The 14,453-nt window shown below is 40.2% G+C and carries 18 protein-coding genes; 5 read left to right on the top strand and 13 right to left on the bottom strand.

Annotated elements, in window-relative coordinates; translation table 11 throughout:
* Positions 1-58: 58 nt before the first annotated feature.
* From IV514_RS10835 to IV514_RS10825, 3 genes are all read left to right on the top strand, one after another.
* On the top strand, positions 59-616 hold the full coding sequence (locus IV514_RS10835) for a DUF4136 domain-containing protein (protein WP_206485230.1): 558 nt from the start codon (positions 59-61) through the stop codon (positions 614-616).
* 7 nt (positions 617-623) lie between these two features.
* Positions 624-1,067 carry a hypothetical protein gene (locus IV514_RS10830; RefSeq protein ID WP_206485229.1) on the top strand — a complete coding sequence of 148 codons (444 nt, stop codon included), beginning with the start codon at positions 624-626 and terminating at the stop codon, positions 1,065-1,067.
* Between the two features lie 66 nt (positions 1,068-1,133).
* A complete protein-coding gene (locus tag IV514_RS10825; RefSeq protein ID WP_206485228.1) occupies positions 1,134-1,457 on the top strand; it encodes a ribonuclease E inhibitor RraB in 324 nt (107 codons plus the stop codon).
* A 4-nt stretch (positions 1,458-1,461) separates the two neighbouring features.
* On the opposite strand, the gene IV514_RS10820 is transcribed toward IV514_RS10825, so the two are convergent.
* The 5 genes from IV514_RS10820 to IV514_RS10800 form a co-directional block, all read right to left on the bottom strand.
* Positions 1,462-2,085: a trimeric intracellular cation channel family protein gene (locus IV514_RS10820; RefSeq protein WP_206485227.1), complete on the bottom strand. Its 624-nt coding sequence runs from the start codon at positions 2,083-2,085 to the stop codon at positions 1,462-1,464.
* 21 nt (positions 2,086-2,106) lie between these two features.
* A complete protein-coding gene (locus IV514_RS10815; protein WP_206485226.1) occupies positions 2,107-2,502 on the bottom strand; it encodes a rhodanese-like domain-containing protein in 396 nt (131 codons plus the stop codon).
* Between the two features lie 63 nt (positions 2,503-2,565).
* Complete coding sequence (locus tag IV514_RS10810) at positions 2,566-3,543, bottom strand: cobalamin biosynthesis protein (protein ID WP_206485225.1); 978 nt, start codon at positions 3,541-3,543, stop codon at positions 2,566-2,568.
* 12 nt (positions 3,544-3,555) lie between these two features.
* Positions 3,556-4,269 carry a 5'-methylthioadenosine/S-adenosylhomocysteine nucleosidase gene (gene mtnN / locus IV514_RS10805; RefSeq protein WP_206485224.1) on the bottom strand — a complete coding sequence of 238 codons (714 nt, stop codon included), beginning with the start codon at positions 4,267-4,269 and terminating at the stop codon, positions 3,556-3,558.
* A 192-nt stretch (positions 4,270-4,461) separates the two neighbouring features.
* On the bottom strand, positions 4,462-5,130 hold the full coding sequence (locus tag IV514_RS10800; protein ID WP_206485223.1) for a DUF2726 domain-containing protein: 669 nt from the start codon (positions 5,128-5,130) through the stop codon (positions 4,462-4,464).
* 164 nt (positions 5,131-5,294) lie between these two features.
* Between IV514_RS10800 and IV514_RS10795 the strand changes: the two genes are divergently transcribed.
* Complete coding sequence (locus IV514_RS10795; protein WP_206485222.1) at positions 5,295-5,741, top strand: sulfur transferase domain-containing protein; 447 nt, start codon at positions 5,295-5,297, stop codon at positions 5,739-5,741.
* 52 nt (positions 5,742-5,793) lie between these two features.
* Here IV514_RS10795 and IV514_RS10790 read toward each other — a convergent pair whose 3' ends face one another.
* From IV514_RS10790 to IV514_RS10760, 7 genes are all read right to left on the bottom strand, one after another.
* Positions 5,794-6,324: a cytochrome b gene (locus IV514_RS10790; protein WP_206485221.1), complete on the bottom strand. Its 531-nt coding sequence runs from the start codon at positions 6,322-6,324 to the stop codon at positions 5,794-5,796.
* Between the two features lie 131 nt (positions 6,325-6,455).
* Positions 6,456-6,947, bottom strand: a complete 492-nt coding sequence (locus IV514_RS10785; RefSeq protein WP_206485220.1) for a LuxR C-terminal-related transcriptional regulator — start codon at positions 6,945-6,947, stop codon at positions 6,456-6,458.
* Between the two features lie 261 nt (positions 6,948-7,208).
* Positions 7,209-7,838, bottom strand: a complete 630-nt coding sequence (locus tag IV514_RS10780) for a dUTP diphosphatase (protein WP_206485219.1) — start codon at positions 7,836-7,838, stop codon at positions 7,209-7,211.
* A 132-nt stretch (positions 7,839-7,970) separates the two neighbouring features.
* On the bottom strand, positions 7,971-8,180 hold the full coding sequence (locus tag IV514_RS10775; RefSeq protein ID WP_206485218.1) for a DUF2892 domain-containing protein: 210 nt from the start codon (positions 8,178-8,180) through the stop codon (positions 7,971-7,973).
* 33 nt (positions 8,181-8,213) lie between these two features.
* On the bottom strand, positions 8,214-9,548 hold the full coding sequence (locus tag IV514_RS10770; protein WP_206485217.1) for a hypothetical protein: 1,335 nt from the start codon (positions 9,546-9,548) through the stop codon (positions 8,214-8,216).
* A gap of 17 nt (positions 9,549-9,565) precedes the next feature.
* A complete protein-coding gene (locus IV514_RS10765) occupies positions 9,566-10,354 on the bottom strand; it encodes an outer membrane lipoprotein-sorting protein (RefSeq protein WP_206485216.1) in 789 nt (262 codons plus the stop codon).
* Between the two features lie 9 nt (positions 10,355-10,363).
* Positions 10,364-12,910, bottom strand: a complete 2,547-nt coding sequence (locus tag IV514_RS10760) for an MMPL family transporter (RefSeq protein WP_346776916.1) — start codon at positions 12,908-12,910, stop codon at positions 10,364-10,366.
* 98 nt (positions 12,911-13,008) lie between these two features.
* On the opposite strand from IV514_RS10760, the gene IV514_RS10755 reads away from it, so the two are divergent.
* On the top strand, positions 13,009-13,320 hold the full coding sequence (locus IV514_RS10755) for a metalloregulator ArsR/SmtB family transcription factor (protein WP_206485215.1): 312 nt from the start codon (positions 13,009-13,011) through the stop codon (positions 13,318-13,320).
* A gap of 17 nt (positions 13,321-13,337) precedes the next feature.
* Here IV514_RS10755 and IV514_RS10750 read toward each other — a convergent pair whose 3' ends face one another.
* Positions 13,338-14,351 (bottom strand): helix-turn-helix domain-containing protein, encoded by a 1,014-nt coding sequence (locus tag IV514_RS10750; protein WP_206485214.1) that lies wholly within the window; start codon positions 14,349-14,351, stop codon positions 13,338-13,340.
* Positions 14,352-14,453 lie beyond the last annotated feature (102 nt).

Below are 14,453 nucleotides of genomic sequence, written 5' to 3'. Positions count from 1 at the left end.
TGATATTTTAACGCTCTGCGGTAGGCTAATAACTCAGTAGCTAAAATATTAAGTGTCTATGTCTCTATTAAAAGTCTTTGTTTTTACATCGCTCTGTTTGACTATGATTGCCTGCTCATCACAGCGGGCGACACACGCTAAGTTCAGTGCCTATTATGACTTTTCGACGGTAGCAAGTTATAGCACTTTCGCGCGTAATTCTCATTTTTCTGACTATCAAAATATCAGCGACACGACCCGTAATAGTATTGAACTGGCCATTGAACAAGTATTAGATGCGCAGGGACTTCAATATCAAAGTAGTGCGCAGGCAGATGTATTGATCAGTTACCATTTAATCAACCGGATGAGTGAACTAAATCGTTACAATAAAGGTGTGCAATATTGCCGACCTTGCTTAAGCCAAAATACTGCTGAGCAGGGCAAGGTTACCTTTGCCATGCGTCCGGGGAGCTTATTATTAGATATAGTCAATAAAGAAAATCACCGCGCGATTTGGCGAAGTGTTTATCCGCTGAACTTTTCTGAAGACGATAATAGCTTTGAGCAACAGGAAAAAATTTATCGAGCGATTGAAGTGATGTTAAGTACGTTACCTAAAACAACGTCGTTGTGAGTATGCAATGTATAGTGTTATTAAGTGGTTAATCATCTCGGTATTAGTACTGTTTAGCTTTACCATTATTTTGTTAGGGCTAGGCAGTTTGTTGCATGAAAATGAGCAGCGAGTGACGGCCATTAAAGCCGGAACATCACTTTCAGAGCCTCAGGAGCCTGTAACTCAAATGGCCTCATCGCACCTTACTTTACCAATCAAGGTTCAATCGACGTTGAAACCGATCATTAAGCAAAACTTAACGTGTGTGATGGATGAGCAATGTGTGATGGTTGAGGCAAAATTTGCTGATTTGAGCTGCCTTATTGCCATCAATACTATTGGTGCTGCAAAACTTGCCCGAGCAGAGCCAGATAAAACTCGGGCGATTGATTGTCCACCCACTTTCGACAGTGCAATCGCAAGGTGTCATGACAATTTGTGTACACTGGCCGATAGGCATATTGAATAAAAAAGCGATTACTTTTATTAAGAAAATATCGTTATAATATCAATGACACTAATCAATTGGACACTTATGAGTTTTCCCAACGATGATACAGGCCAAGTATTGGCTGAAATGCAAGCTGCTGGTATCGATTTAACCGTGCCGCATAAAGTTGTATTTTTTCAATTATTCGAACAACAGGCTCAGGCTCAGGCTATGGCCGATTATTTAAGAGATAAAGCCCCAGAGATCATGGTTGAGGTTCACCCTGACGAAATTCCAAATGTTTGGGATTTAGATTGTACTGTCACTATTATTCCTGACTATGATGCCATTATTGCTCAAGAAGCGCAGTTTGAACAAATTGCTGCGAAATTTGATGGTTACAATGACGGTTGGGGGATAGAAGCGTAAGCGGTCACTTTTCTTTGTCAACGATATGAAAAGCGGGCAGCGATACTCGCCAATATATTGCTGCTAGCCTTAGAGCTAACGCCCCTGAAATTGCGCAGATAATGGCGCTATTTTCACTAAAGCCAAACCAACTAAAGCTAACAAATAGGCAGCCACCTAACATGGCTGCCAAAGCGTAGATTTCTTGCCTGAGGATCATCGGGATCACATTACATAACACATCGCGAATCATTCCTCCTGCAACGCCAGATATGGTGCCCATGACGATCGCTACAGACGTTGTTGCCCCTAAACTTAACGATTTATGTGTGCCTAATACGGCAAATAAGGCTAATCCAAAAGCATCGGCAATTAATAAAAACCGTTTGGGGATACGCTTGGGACGGCGGATAAAGATGATTGTTAACATAGCCGTTAGCAATATCACGTACAAATAGGTAGGGTTTGCAACCCAGAATACCTGAGTATCTAACACTACATCTCGTATGGTACCACCACCTATTGCAGTGACCGCCGCAAGCACTACTACACCAAAGGGATCGAGTTGATAACGGCCTGCCATTAATGCACCCGATAAGGCAAAGACAATCACCCCGAATAAATCGAGCCAATACAGTAGTTCAAACATGAAACTAAGCTATTTTCTTCGTTATTTAACTAATGGTAAGTCCGCAGCGACCCAGCCGTTGTAATCACCCGTTAAATGGTGCAGCTTTGAAAAACCATTAGCTAATAACACCGACTCTGCTACTTGAGCTCTACGTCCTGATCGGCAATGTACAACGACTATAGTATCTTTATATTGCTCCAATTGATTTAACTGTTGCGCTATTTGATCATGACTAATGTTAAGGGCACCTTTAATATGTCCTTGAGCAAACTCTTCAGGGCTACGAACATCTAAAATCACAAAAGGCTCTGCTTTTGGCGCATTTAGTAGGCTTAATACTTGTGTTTGTGAAAGTTGTTTAACTTCTTGTCCTGCATTGCAAAGCATTGTAATACATAGCGCAGAAACTAAGATAACGAATTGTAATGATTTCATAACCTATCCTTAATTGTTAATAATAAGTGCCTGTATTGTTTTTTATTTTGAGAGCCCAGAACTTTAAACAGGCAGTTCAACTGGCCCTAGTATAGCAATTATAATAAACACACTTAGTACTACACCGAGTATGAGTGTCATCAATAAGTTTAATTGTTTAATGGCATATATTATGTGTTTGGCTTCTGGTTGTCTTGCTTGAGTATTAAAGTTAATGCGCCTAAGTTTTTCTTGGTCATATATTGCCACACCGCCCAATTGCACACCTAAACAATAAGCAAAATATCCGATGACAATATTGTTGTTTAGACGGAAAAAGTGCTGCTTAACCAAGCGCCAGTGCAGCATGGTTGAACGGTTGATTGAGGTGAGGATCAGGGCAAATAAAAATATTCGATTGGGTAGCCATAGCAACACAGCGATCAACTGATTAACGAAGCGACCAAATGAGGTATAAGTGGTGCGTTTAATATTCCAGCTATAGTGCATTTCTAATAGCATGCGATAGCTCAATGCCATTAATGGTCCAAGCAATAAGAAGAAAAAACCAACAATTAATTGTTGCTGAAATTTACGTAATAATAGCATTTCAATCGTCGCTTTGGTTAAACCTAGCGGTGACATTTGCTCTGTCTCTCTTAACACGTAAGGGGCGAGTAGTTGTTTTGCCTGATATTTATTTTGCTGTGATAAATATTCTGCCTCTTTTTTTGCTACTGAGTTAAGCATCAGTGGCCCAAAAGCAAAAAATAATAACACACCATCCCAAAGCAAAGGTACGGCAATAAAAGCTTCGAATAGCCAAACTATTGCCACAATTGGTAATAAGGTGATCAAAGTAGCAATTGCTCCAGCTACTTTTTTATGATTAATGCTATGGCTGTCTTTGTTTACTTTTTTGGCAAGTTGCTGACAATAAAAATAGAAAAAGTGCTTACTGGTATATTGGGAATGATGACTCACTAATAACTTGATCACAACTACCACAAACAACACGACAATGTGCTGCGCGCTATCGGGTAGTTGCAACAAATAATCCATCAGCGATTCAAACTAACTGAGCGATGAAGTGTTTTTCAGAGCATCAAGCATGTTTAACACTAGCTGGGAAGAATTAACCGAGGCTGTTTCCAAGTATGCCTCAAATGAGGTTGGTGATTCTTTTCCTGCAATATCAGACATTGAACGGATGACGACAAATGGTACTTTCAGCTGGTGACAGGTTTGTGCAATGGCGGCTCCTTCCATTTCAACGGCTGCCATCGTTGGGAAGTTAGCCCGAGCTTTGGCAATATCTTCTTCTTTGGTCATAAAGGTGTCACCTGTGGTAATGAGTCCCACTAAGGTCTGAATGCCTTCTAATTGGGCAATACCTGCTTGTGCCGCTTTAACAAGCTCAGGGTGAGGCATGTACGCCGCTGGGTTTGCGGGGAGTTGGCCAATTTCATAACCAAAGGCAGTGACATCGACATCGTGATAACGTACTTCTGAGCTGATCACTATATCTCCAACTTTTAGCGACTGCTCAAAACCGCCGGCGGAGCCAGTATTAACAACATAATCAGGTTGAAATTCTTTAATCAGAAAAGCGGTTGCTAAAGCTGCCGCTACTTTGCCTATGCCTGATTGTACAATCACGACATCAACCTCTGCTAACTTACCTTGGTAAAAGGTATAGCCGCCGACTTCTGATACTGATAAGTCACTAAGCTGTTTTTTTAAAATCGCTACTTCTGGCTCCATTGCGCCAATAATGCCTGCTTTCATAATCTACTGTTCTATCATTGTGAATAGGGGAAATTATAACGTGATAACTTGCAGTTGTTGAAATTATTTCTTTCTGACTGTGATAATAATGAGTGTCAATCTTAGGCAAAAACAACGCATTGAAAATAATGTTGTTCTATAAACAATAAAAAGGGCTTTTATCAGCCCTTTCTCTGGATGTAAGATTTTGCTTTAGTGAGGTAAAGCATGAGGTTGCTGGTGCGGAATTTGCCTTGCTGCCACCTTAGTATTTGGTAATGCTTTGGCTGCTGCACTACTGATCACACCTGCCGGTTGATTTTTACTTTTTGGTCTGGCTTTCACTAAGGGTGCTGGTATTACTCGTCCTTTAATTTTAGGCTCTGCTTTGGTGTTATTGCCGATAATTCGATTTTTAATACATGCTCTTATTTCTTCTATGCTGTAGTTGTTTTTAACTTTTATCCGTAGGTGAGGAATACCTGCAGCCTCCATTGCGCCACTGACAAACCAATCTTTTTTCACTTTGTAGCCTTTACCGTTGGTGTCGACTAGGTCAATTCCCCCTAGTAACTTCATGTTTTGTTTCTCGCAAATGACAAAATCTAGATATTTATTATCTGCATTATTGACGGCGGTTTGACTTGCTCGTGTTGAAACTCCATTACGAACGGTGACAATGTCAGACAGTTTCACTCGATTAATGATGCGATAGTTTTCTCCAACTGCTTGTTCAAGTAGATTTTGAAAGTTTTTCTCCGCAGGAGTGAATACCATCGCTTTTTTGTCGAATGGAAAAGGAAAGCTATTATCATTTAATCGACTGGCTAGCAAAGCAACAATCACAACTAGGCTGATCATAGCAAATAGTATAAGTTCCATAGATATCTCCAGCAGTTCAAATTTTTGACAGAAAGAATGTTACTAGTGTTAAGCAGTAATTGTGCCATAGCGAAATTTTTATTTTCTATATTATTTATTGCTAATTTATGTTTTGTTAATATAATGAGGTGGCTTATAAAATAAGGGCTATTGAAGGAGAACTCATGCCAAGCTCGCTATTAAATCAATTAGAAATGACGAATGTGATGCTACCTAATGAACACTTGATTGTTGGCAGTCAACCCAGTATTGCAGATTTAAAACTTTTGAAGGAAAAAGGGGTTAAAACCGTCGTTAATTTGCGTCCGCATACTGAAGCTAATGATTTCAATGAACAAGAAGTTGTCGAGCAATTGTCGCTCAGTTATTGTCACATTCCTGTCGCTGGCCTTAATGATTGTACTTTGGATGCTTGTCAGTCACTTCAACAAATATTACTGGCAAATGAGCCTTGTTTGATCCATTGCGCGACAGGGAACCGAGTCGGCGCACTTATTGCGCTGAAATCATTCTGGTTAGAGCAATTACCAGTGGAACAATCTATTGAATATGGGAAGCAAGCAGGCTTAACTATATTAGAGGCTGGAGTGCGGGAAATTATTTCAGCTTAGTAACTTTGTCGCTGTGCAGCTAGTTGCAACAGCGACAATGGTTGTGCTCTTTTTATGAGGTCATTTTATTAATGGTTTGGTCTTTTTTAACAAAGTGATGGAACAGGGCACCAAGTACATGCAGCGTAATGAGCAAGTAAAGTATTTTTCCAATAGTTTCATGAGTTTCTTCAAATAACTCTGCCAATGACTCATTTGGGTTGATCAACGCAGGCAACTCTAGCCCTAAAAAGACTAAATCTTTACCTTCAGCATTTAGGGTTAACCAACCCAAAATCGGCATCAGTAAAAATAGACCATAAAAAGCCAGGTGAATATATGCTGCTACTTTAGGGTGTACGGTAGATATTGCTTTTTTGTTTGTGCTTTGTGAGCGCACGATAAAACGAACCAGCATTAAGATGAATACGCTAAATCCTAGGGTAAAATGAATAAGTTTCATCAGTTCACGTTCATCGGTACCTTTATCAAATAAACTACGAAATTCAATAAAAATGAAAGTGAGTGCAATGAGTACGAACATTAGCCAGTGTAATGTGCGTAAGGAAGGGCTATATTTATGTAATTGATTATCTGAAGACATCAGAGTCACTCCTTATATCGATGTGATGCAATTGTTATAGCACTGATGAGCTAATATTCACATCGGACATTTGTCTATAGCATAAAAAAACACAGTAAATTCAAATTGTTAAAATTGACTTATTTGAGAGTTTAATTGAGGAAGTCTTCAAAAAACCAGGCAGAAAATTCGTGTCGGCCTTCAACATTTGCTTTGCTATAAATATTAGAAGCTTGCTGACGTACCGTTTTTTCCTTTGTTTCTCGTACCGTACTGATTTCTTTAAAGTTAAGCCCTTTAAGCATTAGTAGAGCGATTTCTTGTTCGCTTTTCGTTAGCTGCCATTGATTAAATTGCTGATGGATAGATGCACTGTAGTTATGACGCGCGGTTACCATTTCAGCTGAGAGATTGGAGAAATTTTGGTTGGCTTCAAGCAATTGCTTTTTCGTACTCGCTAAAGACTTTGCTTGAGCATTAAGTTTTCTTATCAAAGATATTGCCGCGGCAGCGGTGGCGATCACTAATAGCGCTTCTACACTAATATGCCAAGTTGATGTGCCATGTAAGAGATCACTATACAGATCAAACAGGTTAAGCGACATGATCAGCAATAATAGCAAAATGAGCAGTAGGTCACGCATGATTCAAATGTCCCGATAGATTAGGCAACATAATCACTGTGTATTATGTTGCCATGTTAATTAACCTCAGCTTCGCATAATTCATGCGCTTCTAGCAGCTATTTTTACTGACTTCTGCGTTATTTTGAAGCGAAATAACTAGTTGTTTCTGCTCCAAAAAGCCTTGAATTCAGACAAAAATATCAAGCTAGCAATATAGGGTACTATTAAGTTATTGTTTGATTAAACTTAGCACTATTTCTTATACAAACCTGAGCTTGATTAGTTTGGATAGTGTGCCTTGAGTGCGTCATACAATTGCTGCTGAAAATCATTAGCACTGGCATCTAATTTTTTGACTAATTTAGCAAGCACTTCATTATCTTCTTCACCTTGCCAAACTTTAATATAGCTGCCTTCTTTATAGCCGTGATCTTGACGGAAAAAGTTTAAGGTGTTTTTACCCACGTACTGGCGGAAAAGCTCATCTAAGTCCATCGACATCAAGTGCATGCAATCGGCTAATGCTTGGGCATTAAAGGCTTTATCTGTCACGGCCGAGGAAGCGAGTTGCTCTAATGCTAATTTAAAATCTGTTTCTTGGGGAGTTTGAGTTAACTCTACTGCAAGCTCATTAGTGATACTTTCGACATTGTCACCTGTCATTAATCGTAAACTTAAACCAAAATGAAAGATGTCGACTAATTCAAGCTGCACTTGCGCTACGTCAATCTCTTGATGTTTCCACCACTTCCAGCCGTGATGATCTAACATTTCAGCACATTCTACCCAAATAGCGCGGTACCATTCGTAGCCGTTATCACGCCATGTTTCGCTCACACGTGAGTTCATTGCATCTTGCATGGTCAACATTTGACTGATTTGATTTTTTGCCGTTAATAAATCGCTCATTTAATACTCTGTTATTTTATTGGTTCAACACGGTTAACACCGAACACTGTTATAAGGTGTTAGCTGGCTTGATGACTTGTTATCATGCGCTTAGCTTATAACAAGTCATTCATAGAACCCAGTGTTTTTCTGCTATTTTTGTCCCTGATCGGCCACCGATTTTATTCCCAACTTTTTAAAGAAGATTGCCGCAGGACAAAAGCCAGTAAAAGATGACTGGAGCAAGTTAGCGCCGATAAAAACAGTGAGCCAGATAAAATTAGCGTGTACATAAACGGTCAAGGCGACAGAAAGCAGCACCATAACCCCGGCAAATCTTAATACAGCGTTTTCTAATGTCATGAGAACTCCTTAACGATTAAATTAATTTTTTGATTAAAACTGCGCGGTGATACGCAACCACGCATTGGTGTTTTGTTCGTGTTGAGCAAAAAATGTATGTGCCTGTTCACCATAAAAAATATTGCTACCTAAAGCGACTGACCAGCGATCACTGTAACGATAATCAACAGATGCCTTAAGATAACCGTCTTCATCTGTCGGCGAGTAAAAATTAAATAGCGACCACTGCAGGCGTTGCTGCATCGCTCGATATGTGAAGCGTAGCGTGACTACCTGACGGTTCTGTTCGACTGCTAATTCCATCATTGGCAGGCTATTTACATAGGCTTGATGATCTTGCGTGTGTTCAAGGTAAAACTGGCCACTGGCGGTAAAATTTTTGAATAACTCTGTCTCATACCCCAGTAAAAATCTGTGTTGGCTATTGGCAATTAATGGATTGCTTCCATTGCTATCCTCGAGGCTAAGGTAATTGGCATACTCTACATTGAATAAGCCGTTTGCCAATGGCATACGGGCACTGGCTCCCCATGAATTTAGTTTAGGAAAATAGGGGAGTAAACTTGTATTGTCAGCCATTTTCATTCCTTGCGGCGTTGGCCAGTAACCACGATACCCGTAAATGGCATATTCAACTGAGTTTATGGTCGTAGCTATTCGGCTTGACCACTGTGAGCCTGTTGTTTGATCTACTTGAAAATATTGAGCGGGCGCTACTTGAGCGAGATCATTGAGTGAATAAAAAGAGAAACGCTCGCCAGTGATAAAGTTATCGGGAGTAAAATCGGGAGTCCAGACCAGGGCGATTGACAGGTTTTGACCATACCAAGTTGCTTTTATGCTGTCAGATGGCGCTTTTAAGTATTGATCATCACGACCTGAAAAAAATGACTGCCAATCTTTAGCAAACAAATCATTAAGAAAAACATAATCTCCTGTGCCCCAAGTCAACACTTGGCGGCCCGCTTTAATATCAAGATTGTTTACTGGGCTAAAAGCAATGTTGAGCTCACGAGTTTGCCATTGATTATCATTAATGACGTTATCAAACAACACGTCTCCTTTCGCGGTTAATTGAAATACTGAATGACTGTAATCGACATTGATACGGCCACGTAATTCTGTCAATGATTGCGTTGAGCTGACGATATTATCTTGTAAAAACTGTCCGTAGGCGGCTTCAATAAATCCGGTGACTTGCCAAGGGGAGTGTTGTTCTTCTCCCCAGTTGTCATCATCCCAGCTTTCTTCACTCCAGTCATCAACAGCCGCAGCGCTTTGCCATGTGGGAGTTTCGGCTTGTGCTGATGACGGTATAATTAGGCAGTTGAGAAAGATAGCAATAGCAATAACGATTGGACGCAACATGGCTTACCTCTACTTTATTATTTCAACCAGGCTTTAGGTGGCGTGCGTAAGCTTCGCTCGGAGAAAATACTGTCGGGTAAACCGATGTTGTATTTTACGCCTCTGAACTGCATTTCTGTATAGCTACCATCGGTTAAACGGGTCATTTTAGCGTGCAATACCGTAGGAAAACCTTGGATATTTTCAAGCTTCAACACCTTTAATTCCCGAATCGCAACATCCGATGGGTTAAAGTATTGCACTTGCATAGGAATATAATTTTGCTTGTCTATGGTGACATGATAATAGGCATATTCCACTGAGTTAGCATCTTTAGGTGTAGCCTTGATCACATAGTGCTCTGGTGTTTCTTTAATTAAACTAAAATTGTCTTCAGCTGGGTTTCTTCCTGATACATCTTCATAGTAGAAGTGAGCGCCAACAAACGAGGTACGTTTATCACCTGCGGAAATTCGTTTAACTAAATCAAGTGCGGGTAAATATAACCAACGGTCATCATCAGAGGTCATTTTTTTCGTTACACGAAATACTGTACCTTTGACATCGGTAGGGCGAGAAAAAAATACCAACATGTCTTGATCACCAAGATCAGCCTGATCTTTGCGTAAGATGGTAAACAGGCGCATTTGCTTATTACCATTGGCATCAACAATGATCATTCGTGCTTGGGCACGACCATCATCGCCTGCATAATATGAGGCTAAATTACTTTTTTTGATGATTTCATTGACATCTGCCGCATATATCAGCGATGACATTAGGCCACTGATGATGACAATAGCCAACAATCGTATAATTAATAACATGATAACTCCTTAAACTGCCTTGCTGGCGTTGGTTTTACCTTTAATAAGTGTTAATAGTGCCGGTAGCAACAATAGAGTCACTATGGCTGAGACCATCATAATGCTCGCCAGAAAAAAGCCGACGGTAATGTAAGGCACTAATGGCGACAGTAATAATGGTGTAAAGCCAACGGCGATAACGATAGCGTTGCGCGATATTGCTCTGCTTGGTTCTTCAAACATCATCGCTAACGCTTTACGCAGGCTTTGTGTTTCTTTTTCTAGTTCACGTGCTCGTTGTAAAAAGTGAATGGCAAAATCAATCGATAAACCTAAAGTGAGTGCCGACAACACCGCAATAGGCATATCATAGGCTTTACCGAACCAACCGATTAAACCGTAAATCATACTGATGGTGAAGGTCAGTGGTAACATGGCCATCACTCCGTATTTAAATGAACGGAATAATGCCACCATCATTAAAAACACGATGACAAAAGATGATAACAAGCTGTTGATCATGCCGTTGACCATGGCATCTTGCCACACTATGTTTAAGTAAGATTTACCCGCCCATTCAATATCAACAGGCATAGGGGAAGGGTGTTGCTCAATGTATTGGTTGACCCAATCAACCACTGCACTGGTATGTTGGTTATCACCACTGGTCATTTGCAGCCAGATCAACGATTGTTGATAGTCTTGACTAACAAAGTGCCATAAGTCTTGTGGGCGGTGCGATGATTGATATTGTAATAAGGTTTGTGCGACCCCTTCACTGCTGTTGGGAATAACAAAATCACTAGCTTGACCAGAATGTAGTTCACGATTAACGGTGCGAACAATATCACTTAAGCCATTAGACTTACCCACCAAGTCGGTTTGGTTCATTGCTTGTTGAAGCTTAGCGAGCCAATTGAGCATCGCAGGTTGCATAAAGAGTTTTTGCGCATTGATTTGCTTATCAACAAATTGTAATAACCGTTCAACATACGGCAGTTGCTCATCAGTGACACTAAAGGCTAAATCATCGATTGTAATTAACATGGCTTGATCAAAGAGTGCTTGTTGATTGCTTTGCTCAAGCTTGGCTTTGATAGCTGTCGTATCAATACCTGCAACAGTGGCTTGATTAACAAGTTCATTAAATTCAAGCGTATGTTGGCCATTGGTGTTTTCTTTGTTCTTAAATACTAACCACGCATCATACGTACCGGCAAAGTGTTGGTTAAGTACCTTGTCAGCAATACGAATTTCATGATCGGCTTTAAACCAGTTAACCGGATTATCATTGATTTCAATGCGTGAAATACCCACTAGGCTAAATATTAATAACAAGGAGAAAACGGTTAAAATCGTTTTTGTTTTTTGAGTGGCAATCGCACCCAACCAATGAAGTACCGAGGATAATTTCCCTTTTTGCTCCATGTGAGCAACGGCTGTTTGTAAATTGGTCAAAGCTTTTGGGCTTAATCTTGATAAATACGCAGGTAAATACAGCACGGTTAGGGCAAAGGCTAATAAAATACCGGTACCTATAAAGGCGCCAAATACTTTAACGGGTGGAATTGGGGTTAACAGTAAAGAGTAAAAACCGACTGCTGAGGTAATTGAGGTGTACAGCATCGGGGTAAACAGGTGAGACATCACTTTTTGAATGACAGAATCAACATGATCACCTTGACGATAACGATCCGCAAATTCTGACAGTATATGGACTGAATCAACGACCGCAATTGGCATCAAGAATATCGCAATCATCGACGACATAATATGGACAGTAAAGCCAAGACCAATTAATGAGCCCATAATAATGATTACTGTCGCCATCGCGACTGCCATTGGAGCAATGATCAATGGGATATTACGAAAGAAAAACCAGAGTAACGCAAAGATCGCACAACCTGCTAATGGCGCAGCTACCCCCATTTGGACAAACATTTCATAACCAAACTGATCTTCGGCAATGGGTAAGCCTGTGATGTGAAATTGCACGGGGTTATCGGCAAATTGCTGACTAATTGCTCGTATTTGCTGAGCCACTGGGTAGCTAAGATCTTTGGCTTCAATTGGGACATAAATAGCAGCGGCTTTATCGTCTCCTGATACCAAGGTATTATTTAGCATAGGTAATCTTTTTACCGCTTGAGCGACAGCTTGGCTTGCTTTTAGCGTTGTTGGTGCCTGTTTCATTAAATACTCAAAACGGATACCACCATTGCTTTCTTGGCGAATGTTATCCACGACACTGAGTGAGAGTAAATCTTGGGTGATAACACCATCAATGTCGAGAATTTGATCAGACAGTTGCTGTAATATTGCCAGTGTTTCTGGTTGATAAATGCTTTGTTCACTGACCACACCAACGACGATCATATCGGGCATATTAAATTGTGTTTTTACTTGGTTATGCAGTACACGATCGGGATTATCCTGACTGAGCATATTTTCAGGATCGGTATCTATCGTCAGTTTTGGCATCATGGCTAAACTGGTCACGACCATTAGCATGACAATTGCGTAAATGACTTTAGGCTTAGCTAAGACAAACTGTAGTAATTGTGAATAACGCAACACAATGTGGCCTCTTTATTATATTAGGTTTTGTTAATATACTTTTATATTAGCATATACTAATGTAAAATCAATTGTAAGTTTTACTAAGGTTAGTGCAGATGAGTAAAAATACTGAAATAGATATTGCCGAAATGCGAAATAATGCAGGACAAGCGGCTGATTTACTAAAAGCAATGAGTAATGAGAATCGCTTATTGATTTTATGTCACTTGGGGGAAAAAGAGCTTTCAGTGACTGAATTAAACCAGTTTGTAGATTTAAGCCAGTCGAGTTTATCCCAGCATTTAGCCAGATTACGTAACGATGGGTTAGTGAAAACTCGCCGAGTATCGCAAACTATTTATTACAGTATTGCTAATCACTCAGTGGTGCGTTTAATTGCATTCTTGCAAGATGAATTTTGTCAGTAAAAAACGTTGTCGCTCAATTACTGACTAAATAGTTTTCGTTTTACCATCTTACGGTACTGACTGGGAGTGGTGTTAAGATCACGTTTAAATAGTTTTGTCAGCTGTCCCTGATCTTGGTAACCCACTTGAAACGCAATTTCCTGTATCGACAAATTACTTGATGTCAGTAAATCCTTGGCTAATTCAAGTTTTAATTGCCGCCAATAGCTCATGGCGTTTACCCCGTTTGCGGCTTTAAAACGTCGGGTAAACGAGCGTTGACTGATGCCAAACTGTTCGGCTAATTCGCGTAATGACAGATCTGCACTTAAGTTGGTTTTCATCCAGAATTGAATTTGGGTGATCAACTCATCGGAATGCCTGTTGACGGCACCTTCTAAATAGCGTTGTTCTTCATATGGTTTACGAATTTCATGGGAGAAGTTACGTTCAACATGCTGTGCTGCACTTTTGCCATAAATTTGTTCAATAATATGAACGACAATGTCTGCCAGCGCATTTAAACTGGCTGCACAATAAATGCGTTCTGATTGGGTGATAAAAAAATCAGGCTTAAGTTCAACTTTTGGGTAATCACGTTTAAATTGTTCAACATAATGCCAATGGGTCGTTGCCGAGTGGCCGTCTAGCACACCGGATTCTGCTAAAAAACAAACACCAGTACCGCCGCCTACTAAGGTACTGCCTTGATGCCAAATATTGTTTAGCCATTTTATGAGTTGAGGTTGTTTTTTTATGCCAGGGCGTGGATTGCGCCATAAGCTGGGAATAAATGCGTAATCAGGTGTTATGGCCTGTGCAACACTGGTATCGGGCAGTAACTTGATTAAAGCTCGCGTTGTTACCGCTTCGGTTGTTTCTGCCACCATTTGAATGGCCAAACGTGGTGCTTTCTTGTTTTCTCTAATACCAATTGCTTCACCAGCACGTAGCATTTCTAACGGTAAACTCACGCTGGTCGCCAACATATGATCATATAACACTAGGGCGATAGTGATTTTATTGTCGCGTAACTTACGTGATCTCGGCATATGAATGATGTTTTGGTTACTTTTGGCTATTTTGGCATAATAAATGGCTAAATTTAACCATTATTTATGAAGGTTTATTTTTACACTAGTGTAATAAGTATT

Origin of the sequence: Thalassotalea sp. G2M2-11 (assembly GCF_017168195.1) — a bacterium.
Taxonomy (GTDB): domain Bacteria; phylum Pseudomonadota; class Gammaproteobacteria; order Enterobacterales; family Alteromonadaceae; genus Thalassotalea_E.
Note: the sequence above shows the minus strand (reverse complement) of the source record. Positions and strands in the feature narration are given on the sequence as shown.

What these genes read in the sequence shown, in the direction of transcription:
- IV514_RS10835 (WP_206485230.1), top strand. Translation starts at nt 59, where the DNA reads ATGTCTCTATTAAAAGTCTTTGTTTTTACATCGCTCTGTTTGACTATG.
- IV514_RS10830 (WP_206485229.1), top strand. Translation starts at nt 624, where the DNA reads ATGTATAGTGTTATTAAGTGGTTAATCATCTCGGTATTAGTACTGTTT.
- IV514_RS10825 (WP_206485228.1), top strand. Translation starts at nt 1,134, where the DNA reads ATGAGTTTTCCCAACGATGATACAGGCCAAGTATTGGCTGAAATGCAA.
- IV514_RS10820 (WP_206485227.1), bottom strand. Translation starts at nt 2,085, where the DNA reads ATGTTTGAACTACTGTATTGGCTCGATTTATTCGGGGTGATTGTCTTT.
- IV514_RS10815 (WP_206485226.1), bottom strand. Translation starts at nt 2,502, where the DNA reads ATGAAATCATTACAATTCGTTATCTTAGTTTCTGCGCTATGTATTACA.
- IV514_RS10810 (WP_206485225.1), bottom strand. Translation starts at nt 3,543, where the DNA reads ATGGATTATTTGTTGCAACTACCCGATAGCGCGCAGCACATTGTCGTG.
- mtnN (WP_206485224.1), bottom strand. Translation starts at nt 4,269, where the DNA reads ATGAAAGCAGGCATTATTGGCGCAATGGAGCCAGAAGTAGCGATTTTA.
- IV514_RS10800 (WP_206485223.1), bottom strand. Translation starts at nt 5,130, where the DNA reads ATGGAACTTATACTATTTGCTATGATCAGCCTAGTTGTGATTGTTGCT.
- IV514_RS10795 (WP_206485222.1), top strand. Translation starts at nt 5,295, where the DNA reads ATGCCAAGCTCGCTATTAAATCAATTAGAAATGACGAATGTGATGCTA.
- IV514_RS10790 (WP_206485221.1), bottom strand. Translation starts at nt 6,324, where the DNA reads ATGTCTTCAGATAATCAATTACATAAATATAGCCCTTCCTTACGCACA.
- IV514_RS10785 (WP_206485220.1), bottom strand. Translation starts at nt 6,947, where the DNA reads ATGCGTGACCTACTGCTCATTTTGCTATTATTGCTGATCATGTCGCTT.
- IV514_RS10780 (WP_206485219.1), bottom strand. Translation starts at nt 7,838, where the DNA reads ATGAGCGATTTATTAACGGCAAAAAATCAAATCAGTCAAATGTTGACC.
- IV514_RS10775 (WP_206485218.1), bottom strand. Translation starts at nt 8,180, where the DNA reads ATGACATTAGAAAACGCTGTATTAAGATTTGCCGGGGTTATGGTGCTG.
- IV514_RS10770 (WP_206485217.1), bottom strand. Translation starts at nt 9,548, where the DNA reads ATGTTGCGTCCAATCGTTATTGCTATTGCTATCTTTCTCAACTGCCTA.
- IV514_RS10765 (WP_206485216.1), bottom strand. Translation starts at nt 10,354, where the DNA reads ATGTTATTAATTATACGATTGTTGGCTATTGTCATCATCAGTGGCCTA.
- IV514_RS10755 (WP_206485215.1), top strand. Translation starts at nt 13,009, where the DNA reads ATGAGTAAAAATACTGAAATAGATATTGCCGAAATGCGAAATAATGCA.
- IV514_RS10750 (WP_206485214.1), bottom strand. Translation starts at nt 14,351, where the DNA reads ATGCCGAGATCACGTAAGTTACGCGACAATAAAATCACTATCGCCCTA.